15 protein-coding genes are annotated in these 14,997 nt (G+C 70.7%); 2 read left to right on the top strand and 13 right to left on the bottom strand.

From position 1 onward, the window contains the following. Nucleotides 1-61: 61 nt before the first annotated feature. The 5 genes from BM028_RS11720 to rplS all read right to left on the bottom strand — a co-directional run bounded on the left by BM028_RS11720 (nucleotide 62) and on the right by rplS (nucleotide 2,918). On the bottom strand, nucleotides 62-502 hold the full coding sequence (locus BM028_RS11720; RefSeq protein WP_368073386.1) for a histone-like nucleoid-structuring protein Lsr2: 441 nt from the start codon (nucleotides 500-502) through the stop codon (nucleotides 62-64). Nucleotides 503-518: 16 nt separating this feature from the next. Beyond that, nucleotides 519-842, bottom strand: coding sequence for a DUF2469 family protein (locus BM028_RS11715; RefSeq protein WP_070419101.1), 324 nt, complete (start codon nucleotides 840-842; stop codon nucleotides 519-521). Between the two features lie 126 nt (nucleotides 843-968). Further along, nucleotides 969-1,676, bottom strand: a complete 708-nt coding sequence (locus BM028_RS11710; protein WP_175496062.1) for a ribonuclease HII — start codon at nucleotides 1,674-1,676, stop codon at nucleotides 969-971. Further along, entirely contained in the window at nucleotides 1,673-2,419 is a 747-nt protein-coding gene (gene lepB, locus BM028_RS11705; protein WP_092386757.1) for a signal peptidase I, read from the bottom strand. The genes BM028_RS11710 and lepB overlap by 4 nt, the downstream gene beginning before the upstream one ends. A 142-nt stretch (nucleotides 2,420-2,561) precedes the next feature. Then, nucleotides 2,562-2,918 carry a 50S ribosomal protein L19 gene (rplS, locus tag BM028_RS11700; protein ID WP_022905818.1) on the bottom strand — a complete coding sequence of 119 codons (357 nt, stop codon included), beginning with the start codon at nucleotides 2,916-2,918 and terminating at the stop codon, nucleotides 2,562-2,564. A 166-nt stretch (nucleotides 2,919-3,084) separates the two neighbouring features. Between rplS and map the strand changes: the two genes are divergently transcribed. Beyond that, nucleotides 3,085-3,876, top strand: a complete 792-nt coding sequence (map, locus tag BM028_RS11695) for a type I methionyl aminopeptidase (protein WP_092386755.1) — start codon at nucleotides 3,085-3,087, stop codon at nucleotides 3,874-3,876. A 299-nt stretch (nucleotides 3,877-4,175) separates the two neighbouring features. On the opposite strand, the gene trmD is transcribed toward map, so the two are convergent. The 8 genes from trmD to aroA all read right to left on the bottom strand — a co-directional run bounded on the left by trmD (nucleotide 4,176) and on the right by aroA (nucleotide 13,671). Then, nucleotides 4,176-4,868, bottom strand: a complete 693-nt coding sequence (gene trmD, locus BM028_RS11690; RefSeq protein WP_092386753.1) for a tRNA (guanosine(37)-N1)-methyltransferase TrmD — start codon at nucleotides 4,866-4,868, stop codon at nucleotides 4,176-4,178. Nucleotides 4,869-4,873: 5 nt separating this feature from the next. After that, entirely contained in the window at nucleotides 4,874-5,419 is a 546-nt protein-coding gene (gene rimM / locus BM028_RS11685; protein WP_022905821.1) for a ribosome maturation factor RimM, read from the bottom strand. Between the two features lie 19 nt (nucleotides 5,420-5,438). After that, a complete protein-coding gene (locus BM028_RS11680) occupies nucleotides 5,439-5,675 on the bottom strand; it encodes an RNA-binding protein (RefSeq protein WP_022902329.1) in 237 nt (78 codons plus the stop codon). A gap of 4 nt (nucleotides 5,676-5,679) precedes the next feature. Further along, a complete protein-coding gene (rpsP, locus tag BM028_RS11675; RefSeq protein ID WP_070416404.1) occupies nucleotides 5,680-6,096 on the bottom strand; it encodes a 30S ribosomal protein S16 in 417 nt (138 codons plus the stop codon). Between the two features lie 167 nt (nucleotides 6,097-6,263). After that, nucleotides 6,264-8,396 carry an oxidoreductase gene (locus BM028_RS11670; protein ID WP_217647254.1) on the bottom strand — a complete coding sequence of 711 codons (2,133 nt, stop codon included), beginning with the start codon at nucleotides 8,394-8,396 and terminating at the stop codon, nucleotides 6,264-6,266. Nucleotides 8,397-8,400: 4 nt separating this feature from the next. Continuing rightward, nucleotides 8,401-9,267 (bottom strand): SDR family oxidoreductase, encoded by an 867-nt coding sequence (locus BM028_RS11665; protein WP_070416405.1) that lies wholly within the window; start codon nucleotides 9,265-9,267, stop codon nucleotides 8,401-8,403. A gap of 78 nt (nucleotides 9,268-9,345) precedes the next feature. After that, on the bottom strand, nucleotides 9,346-10,515 hold the full coding sequence (locus BM028_RS11660; protein ID WP_217647253.1) for an acyl-CoA dehydrogenase family protein: 1,170 nt from the start codon (nucleotides 10,513-10,515) through the stop codon (nucleotides 9,346-9,348). A gap of 3 nt (nucleotides 10,516-10,518) precedes the next feature. After that, nucleotides 10,519-13,671, bottom strand: a complete 3,153-nt coding sequence (gene aroA, locus BM028_RS11655) for a 3-phosphoshikimate 1-carboxyvinyltransferase (protein WP_092386751.1) — start codon at nucleotides 13,669-13,671, stop codon at nucleotides 10,519-10,521. Between the two features lie 118 nt (nucleotides 13,672-13,789). On the opposite strand from aroA, the gene BM028_RS11650 reads away from it, so the two are divergent. Beyond that, complete coding sequence (locus tag BM028_RS11650; RefSeq protein WP_217637395.1) at nucleotides 13,790-14,929, top strand: glutamate--cysteine ligase; 1,140 nt, start codon at nucleotides 13,790-13,792, stop codon at nucleotides 14,927-14,929. Nucleotides 14,930-14,997 lie beyond the last annotated feature (68 nt).

The raw sequence follows: 14,997 nt of genomic DNA, 5'->3' as shown, positions 1-14,997 counted from the left end.
GTGGAGGACAAGGAAGGACCCCGGTCGGCCGAAGCCGTCCGGGGTCCTGCAGCAGGGGCACTCAGTGTGCGGCTGCGTACGCTTCCTGCACCTGGGTGGAGATACGCCCGCGGGTCGAGACCTCGTACCCGTTCTCCTTCGCCCATTCACGGATCTTGGCGAGCTCTTCCGAGTTGCCGCGCTTCGGCGCCGCCTTCGGAGCAGTCCCACCGGAACGGCGGCCGGAGACCTTGCGCGCAGCGGCGACGTAGTCGGAGATCGCCTCACGGAACTTGTCGACGTTGTCGTCGGTCAGGTCGATCTCGTACGACGATCCGTCGAAGGCGAATTCGACGGTCCGACCCGAGCCGGCGGTGATGGGCGTGTCGTCGAGATCGTCGACGAGTTGAACGGTGACCTTCTGTGCCATGACGTGCTCCTTGTGCAGGGGACGGGAAATCCCCTTCACATTAGCGGGCGGAATGCATTCCGGCACAATTGTCTCGGCGATTCTCAGATTCACCGAAAAGAAGTGAAGATCACTCGTCGAGCGCGAGTTCTTTCGGCAGCTCGAGTTCGCGGGAAGTGAGTTCCTCGACGTTCACGTCCTTGAACGTCAGCACCCGGACGGACTTCACGAAGCGGTCGGAACGGTAGACGTCCCACACCCAGACGTCGTTCATCGTCAATTCGAAGTAGAAATCGTGTTCGGTGTCACGGCGGGCGAGTTCCACCTCGTTGGCCAGGTAGAAACGTCGCTCGGTCTCGACCACGTACCGGAACTGCGACACGACGTCGCGGTACTCGCGGTACAGGGCCAGTTCGACCTCGCGGTCGTAGTCGTCGAATTCGTCGTCATCCATCGCGCCCACAGTCTACGGCGACGGGAGCACCGACGACACACCGCGACCGACCCCACACCACAACGCGCGACCGCCCCGCAGCTCGACGCGCGACCGCCCCGCAGCCCGACGCGCGACCGAACGCGCTCAGCCCGCCAGCGCGTCCAACTCGGCGAACCCGTCCAGCGCCACGCTCGACGCCTGGTGCAACCAGCTCTTCCGGTGCAGCGCGTGCGCCCCCACCGATCGGATCGCGTCGTAGTGCGCCGTCGACCCGTACCCCTTGTTCGACGCCCACGCGTAGTGCGGCGCCTCGTCGTGCGCGGCCGTCATGAGCGCGTCACGGGCGACCTTCGCGACGACCGACGCCGCCGCCACCGAGGCGCAGTCCCGGTCGGCCTTGACCCGCACGACGACCTCGAGCGGGTCGGACGGCAGCCGGAGCGTCACGGGGACGGCACGGGTGAGCCAGTCGAACGAACCGTCGAGCACGACCACGGCGCCATCCAGCGAGAGTCCGTCCGCCACCAGCGCGGCGATCGCCGACGCCCCGGCCTGGCCCAACGCCGGCACGATGCCCTGCTCGTCGACCACCGAGGCGGACGCGATCCCCACCGCGGTCCGGGTCCACCGGCGGACGACGGGGTCGAGGGCCTCGCGACGAGCGGCGGTGAGCAGCTTCGAGTCTGCGAGCCCCTGCGGCACCCGGCCGATGTCGAGCGTCACGGCAGCGACCCCGACGGCGACAGGCCCGGCGATCGCGCCGCGGCCGACCTCGTCCATCCCGATGACGGTCACCCGGCCGTCGGCCAGGAGCTTCTTCTCGAGCCGGAGCGACGGCCGGACGGCGGTCACTTCTCCCGCTCCTCCACGCCCGCGAACACCTCGGGGTGGTCGTCCAGCCAGGTCCACCGGCTCGACGGCCACGAGATGACGAAGGCACGCCCGGTCACGTCGGACAGCGGCACGAACCCCTTCGACGGGGTGTCGCCGTTGTACCGCGAGTCCTTCGAGTCGTAGCGGTTGTCGCCCATCACCCAGATGGCGCCCTTCGGCACGGTCACCGAGAAGTCGGTCCCCGAGGCGCGGGTCTCCCCCGTCGGCAACTTGAGGTACGGCTCCTTGATCGGCACACCGTTCACGGACATCTGCCCGAGGTCGTTGCAGCAGGACACCTTGTCGCCGGGCAGGCCGATGACGCGCTTGATGAGGTGGTCGTCGCTGTCGCCGGTGCCGAGGCCGACCTGGGTGAGGAGCCAGTCGATGGCCTTCGCCGGCTGGGTCGTCGGCGTCACGCTCGGCACCTCGGACCCGGTGAGCCACCCGCCCGGGTCCTTGAACACGACGACGTCGCCGCGCTTGAGGGACACCACGTCTGGCACGAGCTCGTTGACGATCACCCGGTCGTTGATCTGCAGCGTGTTCTCCATCGACGCCGACGGGATGTAGAACGACCGGATCAGGAAGGTCTTGACGAGGAACGAGACGAGCAACGCCGCGATGAAGATGATGACGAGATCGCGGAGGAAGGTGAGGACACCGTTCCGCTTCTTCTCGACACGGGGCCGGCGCCCGGTTTCGTCAGTCGTGTCCGTCATTTCCGCTCTCGTTCAACCACAGGTTCCCGTCGCGGACCGCAGGAGTCCACGAAAAAGGGAAAGCCCCCCGTCGATGCACAACCGTACATGGACGAGGGGCCGACAGCGGCGTCCGGCTCGCGGACGCTCACTGTGAAGGCGATCAGGAGTCGCGCTTCTCCTTGATCTTGCGACGGGCAGCCTTGCCGCGGAGTTCGCGGAGGTAGTAGAGCTTCGCACGACGGACGTCACCCTTGGTGACGATCTCGATGTGGTCGATGATCGGCGAGTGCACCGGGAACCAGCGCTCGACGCCGACCTGGAAGCTCACCTTGCGGACCTTGAAGGTCTCGCCGAGGCCGTGACCCTGGCGGCCGATGACGACGCCCTGGAACACCTGGACACGCGAGCGCGTGCCTTCGATGATGTTGACGTGCACCTTGATGGTGTCGCCGGGGCGGAAGTCCGGGACGTCGGTGCGCAGCGACGCTGCGTCGACGTGGTCGAGGAGCTGGCTCATGATTGGGTCACTCTCTGCGGACGCACACGGGTCGCCGCGGATCGAATTCGGTAAGTGAAGGTGTGTGCCCGGTGTCGGCGACTCCCCCGTGGCAGAGTCCAGCCAGGGCACGGCTACCCATCTTGCCACAGCAACCCACGTCCGCAAAACGCGCGAGGATGGTCCCATGATCGAACTCCGCACCCCCGCCGAGCTGGACGGCCTGCGCGCCGCCGGTCGGTTCGTGGCCGACGTCCTCGACGAACTGCTCGACACCGTCGACGTCGGCGTGAACCTGCTCGACCTCGACCGGGTGGCCGCACGGATGATCGCCGACCGCGGCGCGGTGAGCTGCTACGTCGACTACCACCCCTCATTCGGCAAGTCGCCGTTCGGCAAGAACCTCTGCACCTCGGTCAACGACGCGGCGCTGCACGGCCTGCCGTACGACCGTGTGCTCGTCGACGGCGACCTCGTGAGCCTCGACTTCGCCGCGAGCGTCGACGGCTGGGTCGCGGACTCCGCCGTCACGGTGCAGGTCGGCACCCCGCGCGAGGACGACCAGCGCCTGATCGACACCGTCGAGCGCGCGCTCACCGCGGGCATCGCCCAGTTCCGCACGGGCAACAAGCTCGGCGACGTGTCGTACGCGATCGGTCGCGTCGCGAAGGACGCCGGCTACGACGTGAACCTGCAGTTCGGCGGGCACGGCGTCGGCAGGACGATGCACGGCGACCCGCACGTCCCGAACGACGGCCGGCCCGGGCGCGGTCTCAAGCTCCAGCAGGGGCTGGTCGTGGCGATCGAGCCGTGGCTCATGCAGGGCACCGCCGACCTGTTCCAGGACGACGACGGCTGGACGCTCAAGAGCGTCGACGGCTCGCGCGCCGCGCACGTCGAGCACACCGTCGCCGTGACCGACGCCGGTCCCGAGGTCCTCACCCTGCGTCGCGCCCAGCGCGCCGACGCGACCGCCTGAGGATCCGCAGCCAGCGGCGCACCGAGCCCAGGTGGTCACATCAGGGCCGGGAGGCGCGGTGCGGGCAGCTCCCGCGCCTCCTGTCTCGCAGTGCGCGGCCGGCGCCGAAGCCGCGAAAGCGACGGGTCACAGCCGTGCGGCGCGGTCCGTGCCGCGAGAGCGACCGACGCCCGCCAGCAGGTGGCGCACTGTCGCTTTCGCGGAGCGCGCGTCCGACCGCCCGCGCGCAGCCGCCCGCGAGCAACCGCCCGCAGCGCCAGCCGCGCACAGCGCCAGCCGCGCACAGCGCCAGCCGCGCGCTACGCGTCCGGCAGCAGATCCGGCCGGACGCGCCGCGTCCGCTCCACCTGCTGCTCGTGCCGCCACGCACCGACGCGGGCGTGGTGCCCACTGAGCAGCACGTCCGGCACGTCGAAGCCACGCCAGGACGCGGGCTTCGTGTACGACGGGTACTCGAGCAGCCCGTCTTCGTGGGACTCCTCGACGAGGGACTCGGGGTTGCCGACGACTCCGGGCACGAGTCGCCCGACGGCCTCGATCATCGCCATCGCAGCGACCTCGCCGCCGTTCAGCACGTAGTCGCCCAGCGAGAGCTCGACGACCGTGGCGTGCGCCGCGGCCCACTCGAAGACCCGGGCGTCGATCCCCTCGTACCGCCCGCAGGCGAACACGAGGTGGTCCGACGTCGACGCGAGCGAGCGCGCGATCGACTGCGTGAACGGCCTGCCGGCGGGCGTCGGGACCACCAGGGTCGACGAGCCGTCGGGCCGGAACAGCGACTCGAGCGCGAGCGCCCACGGTTCGGGCTTCATGACCATGCCCGCTCCCCCGCCGTACGGGGTGTCGTCGACGGTGCGGTGCCGGTCGGTCGTCCACGAGCGGAGGTCGTGCACGTGCAGGTCGAGCAGGCCGCCGGAGCGGGCCTTGCCGAGCAGCGAGACGTCCAGCACGGAGAAGAACTCCGGGAAGATCGTGACGATGTCGATGCGCACGCGCGCTAGTCCGTCACGGTCTCGGGTCGGGACGTGTCCTCGGGGTCCTCGAACAGGCCCGTCGGCGGCGTCACGGTGACGGTGCCGGCGGCGATGTCCACCGCGGGCACGATCGCCGAGACGAACGGCACGAGGACCTCGCCCCGCGACGGGGTGTCGATGGCGAGGAGGTCCTGCGCCGGCAGGTGGTCGACCCGCGCGACGGTACCGACCTCGACGCCGTCGCGGAGGACCGTCAGCCCGACGAGCTGGTGGTCGTACCAGGCGTCGTCCTCACCGGTCTCGGCGTCGGCGTCCTGCTCGACCCAGAGGATCGCCCGCGCGAGCGTCTCGGCTGCGGTGCGGTCCCCGATGCCCTCGAAGAAGGCGACCGGGTGGCCGTTGTACCAGCGGAGCTCGTCGAGCGCGATGGTCTTGCCGGCCCAGGGCGAGTCGTCCGGGACCTGGAGCGTGAACACGGCTCCGGGCGTGAACCGACGATCCGGGTCGTCGGTGTAGAGCTCGAGCTTGATGCCGCCCTTGAGCCCGTGCGCCTTCGTGATGCGACCCACCCGGAGCTGGGTCGTCTCCCTAGGAATCGGTGTCGACCACGTCGACACGCACCCGCTTGCCGTCGGCGAGAGCCGAGACGAGGGTGCGCAGCGCCTTTGCGGTCCGTCCGGCGCGACCGATCACGCGGCCGAGGTCCTCGGGGTGCACACGCACCTCGAGGACCTCGCCCCGCGCGGAGGTGGAACTGGCGACGCGCACGTCGTCAGGGTGATCGACGATCCCCTTGACGAGGTGCGTCAGCGCGGATTCGAGCAAGGAATTACGCCTCGGTCGTCTCTGCGGTCTCGTCGGCCGACTCGGCCGGAGCGGCGGCGGGGGCCGTCTTCTCCGACTTCGGCTTGAGGACGGCCTTCTTGGAGGAGTCCACGACGAACGCCTGCTTGGGCTCGGCGACCTTGACCTTGGACTCGGTGTCCTTCTCGCCCTTGAACTTGGCCCAGTCGCCGGTCAGCTTGAGGAGGGCCGCGACCTGCTCGGTCGGCTGCGCGCCGACGCCGAGCCAGTAGAGCGCACGCTCGGACTCGATCTTGATGACCGAGGGCTCCTCGGTCGGGTGGTACTGACCGATCTCCTCGATGACGCGACCGTCGCGCTTGGTGCGCGAGTCGGCGACGACGATGCGGTAGTACGGCGCCCGGATCTTACCGAGACGCTTGAGACGGATCTTGACAGCCACAAATGCTCCTGTTGCGTGTTGTTGTGGTTGAACCGGACCGCGGGCGTGGGGGCACACACGGTGGAAGCTCGATGAGAACGTGATCCGCTGGATAGAGGGTCGAGCGGACACGATTCGACCGTTCATTCTTGCAGGTTTCCGAGCGAGAAGCGAGTCGGGACGCGCCGTCAGGGTGCGAGTCGTCGAACCGCTTCGAGCGCTTCGGACGTGGCACGCACCGCGTCGACGCTCCGGGCGTCGCGTGCGCCGCCCACGACGGCGTACGGTACCCCGGCTGCCAGGAGGCCCGGCTCGAGTCCGTCGGACGGCCCTGCGCCCGCCGCGGCACCCGTCCCGAGCGCCCGCTCCTGCCCGGCGCAGACCACCACGTTGTCCGCGGGGACGCCGCGTTCCTCGCCGTGCTCGTCGCGGATCCAGAGCACCCCGGGCTCGATGCGGAGGTACTCCTGCACGCCGCCGACCAGGTGCACGCCGGCGTCCCGGAGCCGGCCGATCGCCACCCAGCGGGAGGTGATGCCGATGCCCTGCCCGAACTTGCCCGAGCGACGGAGGACGGTGACGTCGCCGCCGGGTCGGAGCGTGCGGGTCGCCACGGGGAGCCGCTGCGGCACGTCCCCCACGACGGTGTCGGCGACGTCGAGGTCCCAGCGGACGCCGAACTCGGTGGCACGCCGGGCCTCGTCGGGCGACTCGACGAGAAACGCCGCCGTGTCGACGCCGATCCCACCGCCGCCGATGATCGCGACGGTCCCGGCGGGGACGCCCTCGCGGAGCGCCCGCTCGTAGGACCGGACGTGCGGCAGGTCGGCACCGGGGACGTCGATCGTCCGGGGCACGACACCGGGGGCGAGCACGACGGCCTCGCTCGCGGTGAGGTCGGCGGCCGTGGCGGCCCGACCGAGGTGGATCGTCGCGCCGCGGTCCTCGAGCTCGGCGCGGGCGGCGCGGACCGTCGCCGCGTAGTCCTCCTTGCCGGGCACCAGCGCGGCGAGGTCGAACTGTCCGCCCAGCCGGTCGGACGCCTCCCACAGGGTCACGGTGTGGCCGCGACGAGCGGCGTCGACCGCGGCGGCGAGCCCGGCCGGGCCACCACCGACGACGTCGACGCGCTTCGGGTCGGTCGTCGGGCGAGCGGGGAAGGCGACCTCGCGGGCCGCGCGCGGGTTGACCAGGCACGACACGGGCTGGCCGACGATCGAGCGGTCGAGGCAGGCCTGGTTGCAGCCGATGCAGGTGTTGACGAGGTCGAAGGCGCCGGCGAGCGACCGGTTCACGATCGCGGGGTCGGCGAGGAACGGGCGCGCGAGGGCGACCGCGTCGAGGAGCCCGTCGGCCAGCACGGCCTCACCGTCGCGCAGGTCCGTCATCCGGTTCGACGCGATGACCTTCACGTCCGGGTACGCCGAAGCGCGGACGACGCCGGCGATGCGGGCGGCGTACGCGAGCCACGCGCCGTGCGGCACCGCTGCCTGCACGGTCGGCGTGCGGGACTCGTGCCAGCCGATGCCGACCGAGATCCCGTCGAGGCCGAGGGGCAGCAGCTCGTGCACGAGCGCGTCGACGTCGTCGTCGGTCGACGAGCCGGGCATCAGGTCGGCGCCGGAGAGCCGGATCGTCACGGCGAGGTCCGGTACCGCCCTGCGGACGGCGTCGACGACCGCCACCGTGAACCGACGACGCCGGACCGCGTCCCCGCCCCACTCGTCGTCGCGCAGGTTCGTCAGCGGCGACTGGAACTGGTTGATGAGGTAGCCCTCGGACGCCATGATCTCGACGCCGTCGAAGCCGATGTCCCGCGCGGACCGGGCGGCGTCGGCGAAGTCCTCGATGGTCTGCTCGATCTCGGCGGCGGTCAGCTCGACCGGCACCACGCCACGGGCAGCCGCCCACGGCAACGCGGACGGGGCCACCACGCGCTGGGGTTCCCCGTGCCGGTCGACCATGCCGGACGCGAGCGCGTACCGCCCGGCGTGGAAGAGCTGCGCGAGGATCACCGAACCGGCGTCGTGCACGGCGTCGACCGCGGTACGGAACCGCTCGTCCGCTCCCCCGACGCCGAACACGGCGAAGTCCGGGCCACCACGGGCCTCGTCGCTCACCGCGATGCCGCCGGTGATGATGCATGCGGCACCGCCCGCGGCGCGCTCACGGTAGAACGCCGCCATGCCCGCCCCGCCGTCGTCGTGCACCTCGAGCCCGGTGTGCATCGACCCCATGACCACCCGGTTCGGCAGGGTCAGGGGGCCGAGCGTCCACGGCGAGGAGACGACGGCGAGGTCGGGCATGGCGACGGTGCTCATGCGCCTACTCTGCCGTGTCGGCAGCCGTGTCGGCAGCCGAGTCGGCGGCAGCGTCGGCCGGCGGCAGGACCGCGTCGCGCAGCGGGGACGTCGTGTCCGCCCAGAACGGCGGCGCGATCACGGTCAGGCCGCCGTCGACCGACAGCACCTGGCCCGTGATGTAGCCGGCCTTGTCGGAGAGCAGGAAGTCCACCGCGTCGGCCATGTCGTCGGCGGTGCCGGGACGCTGCAGCGGGAGCTTCTCGAACACGGTGTCGATCGGCGCCTGACCGGGCACCTTCGTGTAGAAGTACTCGAGCGAGTCGGTGTCGATGAGCCCGCCGTTGACCGCGTTCACGGTGATCTGACGGGGCCCGAACTCGACCGCCATGTACTTCATGTAGGACTCGCTCATGGCCTTCGCGGCACCGAGCGCGGCGTACGTCGGGAACGCGCGGAGCGACCCGTACGAGGTGACCACCACGATGCGGCCGCCCCTGTCCATGAGCTGGGCGGCACGCTGCGCACCGAGGACGAACGAGCGGGCGTTCGTGGCGTAGCTGCGGTCGAGGTGGTGCAGCTTGAGGTCCGCGACGGGCTTGAAGGCGCTCGCGGCGGCGTTCGCGACGAAGTAGTCCAGACGCCCGTACGTGTCGCGGACCAGGTCGAACAGCGCGTCGATCGACTCGGGCTGCTCGATGTCGACCTGCGCCGTGATCCCGTCGCCGCCGGCGGCCTTGACGTCGGCGAGCGACTCCTCGGCCAGGTCGGCGTTGCCCTTGTACGTCACGACGACGGTGACGCCGCGCTGGCCGAGCTTCTGCGCGAGCAGGCGGCCGATGCCGCGGGAGGCACCCGTGATGAGGGCGATGGGAGCAGTGGTTGCAGCCAATGTGTTCCTTGCGTTGTCAGGGCCTGGAGGCGCGGTGCGGGCCCGCACCGCGCCTCCAGGCCATGGAGTGGTTGCGGGTCAGAACCCGGCCTGGCCGGTCACGACGGCGCGGCCGACGACCAGCTTCTGGATCTCGTTGGTGCCCTCCTCGAAGCGCTGCGCGCGCGCGTCGCGGTAGACGCGCTCGATGGCGTTGCGCTTCCAGTAGCCCTGGCCGCCGTGCACCTGCAGTGCCTTGTCGGTGACGCGGGCGAGCATGTCGACGGCGACCATCTTCGAGGCGCTGGACAGCGTGCCGGCGTCCGGACGGCCCTCTTCGTAGGCGCGGGCCGCCTCGAGGACGAGGGCGCGCGCGGCGGCGATGTCGGCGTAGTTCTCCGCGACGTAGAACTGGATCGCCTGCCGGCTGGAGAGCTTCTTGCCGAACGTCTCGCGCTTGTTCGCGTACTCGACGGCGAGCTCGTTCGCACGCTCGGCGAGGCCGACGGCGCTCATCGCGACGGACACGCGGCTCGGCAGCAGGAAGCCGCCGAGTGCGACCTCGAGGCCCTGGCCCTCGTCGCCCAGGCGGGCGGAGGCAGGGATCGGGGTCTCGGTGAAGCGGAGGATCGCGTGGTCGGTGCCACGGATGCCCATGGTGTCGGAGTCGTCGATCACCTCGGCGCCGGGCAGGCCGGAGTTCGGCATGAGGAACGCGACGGTGCCGTCCTGGCCCGTGGTGCCCTCGAGGCGCGCGGCGATGAGCCAGTAGTCGGCCTTGACGCCGAACGTGATGAGGTGCTTCTCGCCGTTCATCACGTAGGTGTCGCCCTCGCGCCGGACGGTCGTGCGGATGTCGGCACCCGTGCCCGCGGTCGCCTCGGTCAGCGTGAACGCGACGAGCTTGTCACCGGCGACGCTCGGCTTCACGACCTCGTCGAGCTGCTCCGGCGTCGCGTACGGCTGCATGGCGCGCCAGGTGCCGTTGATGACGTGCACGAGCATGCGGATCGACGCGTGCGACCGCGACACGATCTCCATGATCTCGAGGTAGCGCGAGAACGGGATGCCCCGTCCGCCGAGCTCGGCCGGGGCGGCGAGCGACAGCCACCCCTTGTCCTTGAGCTCCTGGAACAGCTCGGGCGCGACCTGTCCGGTGCGCTCGATCTCCTCCGCCCACTCCTCGCCGCGACCGCGGACCCACTCGGTCACCTCGGCCTTGAGCTCCTGGAAGGCGGCCTCGGTCTGCGGCTCCATGACCATCGTCATCTGTCAGTTCTCCTTCGTCGCGACGAGCGCGGCTGCCTGCTCGCGCAGGACGTTCTTCTGGACCTTGCCGACCGCGTTGCGCGGCAGCTCGGCGATGTACTCGAGACGCTCAGGCCAGTAGTACTTGCTCACGCCGGCCTTGTCGAGCGCGCGCTGCATCGCGGCGAAGTCGAGCTGCTCCGCACCGGCCGCCGGCACGACGAACGCGCAGGCGCGCTCCCCGAGGCGGGCGTCCGGCATCGCGACGATCGCCACGTCGGTGACGAGCGGGTGCTGGTAGAGCAGGTTCTCGATCTCGACGACCGGGATCTTCTCGCCACCGCGGTTGATGACGTCCTTGACGCGGCCCGTGATGGACAGGAAGCCCTTGGCGTCGACCTTCGCGAGGTCACCGGTCTTGTACCAGCCGTCCTCGGTGAAGACGTCGTCCGTGAGGTCCTGCCGGTCGAGGTACCCGTCGAACATCGTCGGCGAGTGCAGCTCGAAGTTGCCCTCGGTGTCCGCCGGCAGCTCGTGCCCCTCGTCGTCGACGATGCGGATCCGGATGCCGGGCAGCGCGCGACCGTCGTGGCCGTAGGCGTCCGCCGGGTCGTCGGTCGGGCTGGAGAGCGCCCCGAGGCAGGTCTCGCTCGTGCCGAACGCGCCGAGGATCGCGGTGCCGAGCACCGTCGCGGCACGCTGGGCCAGTGCACGGGGCACCGCGGCGCCCGTCGGCACGAAGATCCGGAGGGACTCGGGCTGTCCGGCCCCGGCCTCGACGAGGTCGACGAGGTCGGTCAGGAACGGCGTCGCGCACTGCACGAACGTGGCCTTCGCGGCGCCGAACGCCTGCTCGAGCGCGACGGTGCCGTCCCACACGGGCTGGATGACCTGCGGTGCGCCGAGCCGGAAGGCCAGGAGCATGCCGTACAGGAACCCGGTCTGGTGGGCGAGCGGCGACGGGATGTAGATCCGGTCCTCGCTCGTCAGGCCGGACTGCGCGACGTGCATCGCGGTCGCCAGGCCGAGCGTCCGGTGCGGGTGCTGCACGCCCTTCGGCTCGCCGGTGGTGCCGGAGGTGAAGAGCAGCTGGCAGACGTCGTCCGGGCCGGGCGCGTGGGACAGGATCTGGTCGACGTCCACCTGGACCGAGTCGAGCGCGGTGTCGAAGTAGCGCCAGTTCCACTCGCTCGCGGCGACGCGGTCGGCGGCGTCGGCGGGCAGCGGCGGCTGGTTCGTCGGGCTGTCCGCCTGCCCGCGGGCCTCGGAGCGGAGCACGACGACGTGCTCGACCGACAGGCGGCGCTTCTGGGCCTTCGCCTCGTCGATGACCTCGAGCAGTTCGAGCGCCGGGCGACGCTTCCGGAAGACGTTCGGCAGGAAGACCACGCGTGCGCGGGACCGGGCCAGCGTCATCGTGGTCTCGCGGGGACCGAACACGGGCATGATCGGCGTCGCGACGGCACCGATCTGGATCGCACCGAGGGTGATCGAGACGAACTCGCGCCAGTTCGGCAGCTGCATCGCCACGGACTCGCCCGTGCGGACACCGAGCTCGAGGAGCAGGGCGGAGACCTTGTCGGCCTCGTCCTGCAGCTCGCGCCAGGTCGTGTTCACCGGCTCGGGGCCGCCGACCTCGATCACGGCGAGGCCGTCCGGGTCCTGCTGGGAGAGTGCGCGGACCTTCTCGCTGAGGACGAGCGGGTCGGCGTCGACGCCGGCGAGCTCGGGCAGCGCGCTCGTCGCCGTCTCCTGCTCCTCCCCCAGGTCCGTGCTCTCCGCAGCGGCCTCAGCGGCGTCGATCCGGTCGTCGCGGGCGATCTGCGCCTCGGCGCCGTCGCCGACCTCCATGTCGAGGCCGACCGAGTTCATCGCCTCGAGGAAGGTCGGGTACGAGATCCGGTAGGCGCGCGGGTAGGTGAGGGCGGAGACGCCGTCGGCCTTCGACGCGGCGACGGCCAGCGACATGAGCACGCGGTGGTCGTTGAACGAGGACATCGGCGACCCGTGCAGGTCGCCCGGACGGACGCCGGTGACGCGCAGCTCGTCGGCGCCCTGCTCGGCGCGGCCGCCCAGTCGGTTGAGCTGGAGCATCGCCGCGACGCGGTCGGACTCCTTCAACCGGATGTGCGCGACGTTCCAGAGCCGGGTCGTGCCCTCGGCGAAGGTCGCCATCGTGGACAGGATCGGCAGCAGGTCCGGGATCGGCTGGCAGTCGATGTCGAGGGGGCGCAGCGGGGAGCCGTCGTGCTCGATGCGCACGAAGCCGGTCTCCTCGTCGATCCGCATCGGGACGCCCATCGCCGTGGCGAGGTCGAGGAACTCGCTCTCCGGGTGGTCGGTCTCGGCGGTGGTGAACGCCGTCATGCCGCGGAGCAGCACGTTCGACTCGCGGATGCCGGCCGCAGCGATGCCGAACGCGGCCGAGCCGATGTCCGGCGGGATCACGTAGTCGTGCGGGGTGGCCTGCTGGTTCGCCGGGATCCGGTACTCGAGCCAGTCGTCGGACACCTCGACCGTGAGGCCGAACTGGCGCATCATGCGCACGGTCAGCTCGACGTACGGCTGCTCGTTGAGCCGTCCGCCGGTGATGTGGATCCGGGTCTCCTCCTCCGCGAAGGGCGCGACGAGGAGCAGGCCGGAGATCCACTGCGACAGGGTGCCGGCGATCTGGACGTCGCCGCCGCGCGGACGCTTCGGCTGCACGGTGACCGGCGGGCAGTCGTTCGTGGCCTCGAGCTCGATGCCCATCTGGGTGAGCGAGGTGAGCAGGGCCTTGATCGGGCGGCGCTGGAAGTACTTCATGCCCGAGAGGGTCATCGGCTTGTCGGCCAGCGACGCGAGCCCCGTCATGAAGTAGAGCGTGGTGCCCGAGGAGCCCATGTTGAGGAGCCCGTCGGCGCCCCGCGAGCCGTGGTCGACGACGTCGGTGGCCTCGTACCGACCGCCGAGGCCGGTGACGTGGTACTCGTTCCCGCGGCGCTTGACGTCGACGCCGAGGGCACGGAGCGTGCCCACGGTCCACTCGACCTGCCGGGTCGCACTGATGCCGGAGACGATGCTCGTCCCCTTCGCCAGCGACGCGAGCACCAGCGCGCGGTGCGCGTGGTACTTCGAGACCGGGATGTCGAGTTCTCCGACGAGCGGTGCGTTCGTCCCGCGCACGACCAGCTGCATGCCTACCTCTTCCCTGTTGAGCGTTACTACGGTACGCCCGGTGTGGATCGTCTGTGAATCGGATCCGCACGACCGGGAGTGCGCTTCCTTGTGCGTGTCCGACAAGGAGCCGGGCAGGATGTACAGCATGGACATCCGTTTCACCGAGTCCCGCCCGTCGACCATCGGCGTCGAGTGGGAGCTCCCCCTGGTCGACCGGGACACCGGCGACCTGACCCCGCGTGCCCCCGCCGTCATCCAGGCGGTGCAGCAGCGGCTCGGTGACCACGACCGGGTGACCGAGGAGCTCCTGACGAACACGGTCGAGGTCGTCACCGGCGTCCACTCGCGGGTGAGCGGTGCCACGAGCGAGCTGTCCGGCATCATCGGCGAGGTCGTCGACGCCGCCGAGCCCCTCGACGCGCAGGTCATGTGCGCCGGCACCCACCCCTTCGCCGTGTGGGACCAGCAGGAGATCACACCGGACAGCGAGCACTACACGACCCTCATCGACCGCACCCGGTGGTGGGGCCGCCAGATGCTCATCTGGGGCGTCCATGTCCACGTCGGCATCGACGACCGCGACAAGGCGCTGCCGATCCTCGGCGCGATGCTCGCGTACGTGCCGCACCTGCAGGCCTTCACCGCCTCGAGCCCGTTCTGGGCCGGCACCGACACCGGGTACGCCTCGAACCGCGCCCTGATGTTCCAGCAGCTGCCGACCGGTGGCCTGCCGCCGGCACTCGGCGCGTGGGCGAACTTCGAGGAGGTCGTCGACGACCTCACCCGCACCGGCGTCATCGAGGGCGTCAAGGACCTCCGCTGGGACATCCGCCCGTCGCCCGGCTGGGGCACCCTCGAGAACCGCGTCTCCGACGGCATCTCGACCCTGCACGAGGTCGGGGCCGTGACCGCGCTCGTCCAGTGCCTCGTCACCGAGATGTCCGACCGGCTCGACGCCGGCGAGACCCTGCCGACCATGCAGCCCTGGTTCGTCCGCGAGAACAAGTGGCGCGCGGCCCGGTACGGCATGGAGGCCGAGATCATCACGAACGCCGCCGGCGACGAGCGGCTCGTGACCGACGAGGTGCACGACCTCGTGCAGCGGCTCGACCCGGTGGCGGACCGCCTCGGGTGCCAGCAGGAGCTGCACCACCTCGACACGATGATCGCGGACGGCGCCTCCTACCAGCGGCAGTTGCAGGTCGCGCAGGAGAACGGCGGAGACCTCCGCGCCGTCGTCCGACACCTGGTCACCGAGCTGCGCGACTCGCTCTGACCGTCACCGTCTGACGGACGGGAGGCGCGGTGCCGGCCGGCACCGCGCCTCCCGTCCTGGGGGACGTG

The organism is Curtobacterium sp. YR515, from assembly GCF_900113095.1.
Taxonomy (GTDB): Bacteria; Actinomycetota; Actinomycetes; order Actinomycetales; family Microbacteriaceae; genus Curtobacterium.
Note: the sequence above shows the minus strand (reverse complement) of the source record. Positions and strands in the feature narration are given on the sequence as shown.